The organism is Longimicrobiaceae bacterium (assembly GCA_035936415.1).
Classification (GTDB): domain Bacteria; phylum Gemmatimonadota; class Gemmatimonadetes; order Longimicrobiales; family Longimicrobiaceae; genus JAFAYN01.
Window position 1 is genome coordinate 1 of sequence record DASYWD010000564.1, and the last position, 1,962, is coordinate 1,962.

The 1,962-nt window shown below is 74.7% G+C and carries 2 protein-coding genes; both read left to right on the forward strand.

Features of this window, described 5'->3' with window-relative positions; all coding sequences use genetic code 11:
• Window positions 1–202: 202 nt before the first annotated feature.
• Entirely contained in the window at window positions 203–757 is a 555-nt protein-coding gene (locus tag VGR37_22740) for a hypothetical protein (protein ID HEV2150234.1), read from the forward strand.
• Window positions 758–856: 99 nt separating this feature from the next.
• Entirely contained in the window at window positions 857–1,876 is a 1,020-nt protein-coding gene (gene holA, locus VGR37_22745; GenBank protein ID HEV2150235.1) for a DNA polymerase III subunit delta, read from the forward strand.
• The last annotated feature ends 86 nt before the right edge of the window (window positions 1,877–1,962 follow it).

Sequence of the window (1,962 nt, forward strand, 5' to 3'; positions counted from 1 at the left end):
GTGGAACGGGGCGCCCGGATGGCCGGGCGCCCCGTTCGCATTCCGGCACTGCCTCCGCGTCGCCGGGACACGCGGGCGACACACCGGCGAGAAACCCCGTCGCCCCCGGGAACACCCGCCGCCCTGTCGCGTAGAAGGGAACGGTTCGCCGGCCCGCACCCGTGGCCGGCCCCGACCCCGCGTTAAAGTGACACGAGCCATGGTGGACTGCGAACGTTTCCTCGAAGAGTACTCCGAGTTCCGGGACGGCTTCCTGCCCCCGGACGAGAGTCGCGCGTTCGAGGCGCACCGGGACGCCTGTGCCTCCTGCGCGCGCTACGACCGGGTGGTGCAGCGCGGGGCCCGCATCTTCTGCGACCTCCCGGAGCTGGAGCCCTCGGACGACTTCGCCGCCCGGCTGCAGCACCGCATCTTCCACGTGGACGAGGAGATGCGCGCCCCGTCCCGGAGCTCCTCCGGCGTCCCCACGTCGGCGCTGCTCCCGATCGCGGCGGCGCTGGCGCTGGCGGCGTGGATCCCCGTGCTCCAGTCGGACCGGGGGCTGCACCAGCTTCCCCCGGTGGCCGCTCGCGCGCCGTACTCCGACCTCCCGACGCTCCTGGTGGCGGGGCCGCTCCTGGCGCACACCTCCGTGCTGCACCGGGAGCTGGAGCCGGAGGCGCTGCACTCGCGTGACAACCACCTGCTCTTCCGCTACTATCCCATCGGGGTCCCCGTGAGCAACCCCGTCGCGTTCAACTCGCTCGCGGCGGACTGAAGCCCTGCCCGCGGCGGGGCGAGGGACACCCCGGGACAGAAGACGGCCCGGCGGTCCGCCCCCGGGCCGCGCCCATCCGCACGAACCGCCGCCCACGCCGTGCCCCAGACCAGCTACGACGCCCTCCTCCGCTCCCTGCGCGACCGCGCCGGGGGCGGTGTGTTCTTCTTCCACGGCGAGGAGGAATACCTCCGCGAGGAGGCCGTCGCCCGCGTCGTGGAGCGGCACCTGGACCCCGCCACCCGCGACTTCAACTTCGACCAGGTCTCCGGCTCCGACGTGGCCGCAGACGAGCTGGCGTCGCTGATCGCCACCCCGCCCATGATGGCGGAGTGGCGCGTCGTCGTCGTGCGCGCCGCGCAGGGGCTCTCCGTCAAGGCGCGCGAGGTGGTCGAGGAGGCAGTCGCCTCCCCGCCGCCCGGCCTCGTGCTCGTCCTCTCGGCGGCGATCCCCGCCGGCTCCAAGGCGAAGTTCTACAGCGAGCTGCAGAAGCGCGCCTCCTCCGTGGAGTTCCCGGCCCTGGAGCCGCTGGACGCCCCCGGGTGGCTGATCGAGCGCGCCCGCGCGGCGCACTCCGTGGAGCTGGAGCCCGACGCGGCGACGGCGCTCGTCTCCGCGGTGGGAACCAGCCTGGGGATGCTGACCTCCGAGCTGACGAAGCTCGCCGGCTACGTGCAGGAGCGCGGCCGGATCACCGTGGACGACGTGCGGGCCGTGGGCGGCAACGTCCCCCGCTACGACCGCTGGGCCTGGTTCGACCTCGTCGGCGAGCGTCGCCTGGGCGAGGCGCTCCGCGTCCTCCCCGTCCTGCTGGAGGCCGGGGAGAACGGAGTGGGGCTGGTGATCGGGATGGCGCAGCAGCTCCTCCGCGTGGCGCTGGTCTGCGCGGGGGGGCAGGGGGCGCTGGAGCGCGAGCTGAAGCCGTACCAGAAGTGGCTCGCGCGAAAGGTGGCGCCCCAGGCGAAGCGGTGGACGCTCCCGGAGGTGGACGCCGCCCTCGCCGAGCTGCTGCGCACCGACCGCCTGCTCAAGTCGGCCTCGCTCTCCGACCGCCAGGCGCTGGAGGAGCTGCTCCTCCGCCTGATCGCCATCCGCCCTCCGCGCCGCACCGCCGCCTGATGCGCGCCGCGACCCTCCTGGCCCTCCTCCTCCTCGCCGCGCCGGCGGCGCACGCCCAGGCGGCCCGGCCCGCCTCCGGCCCGGAC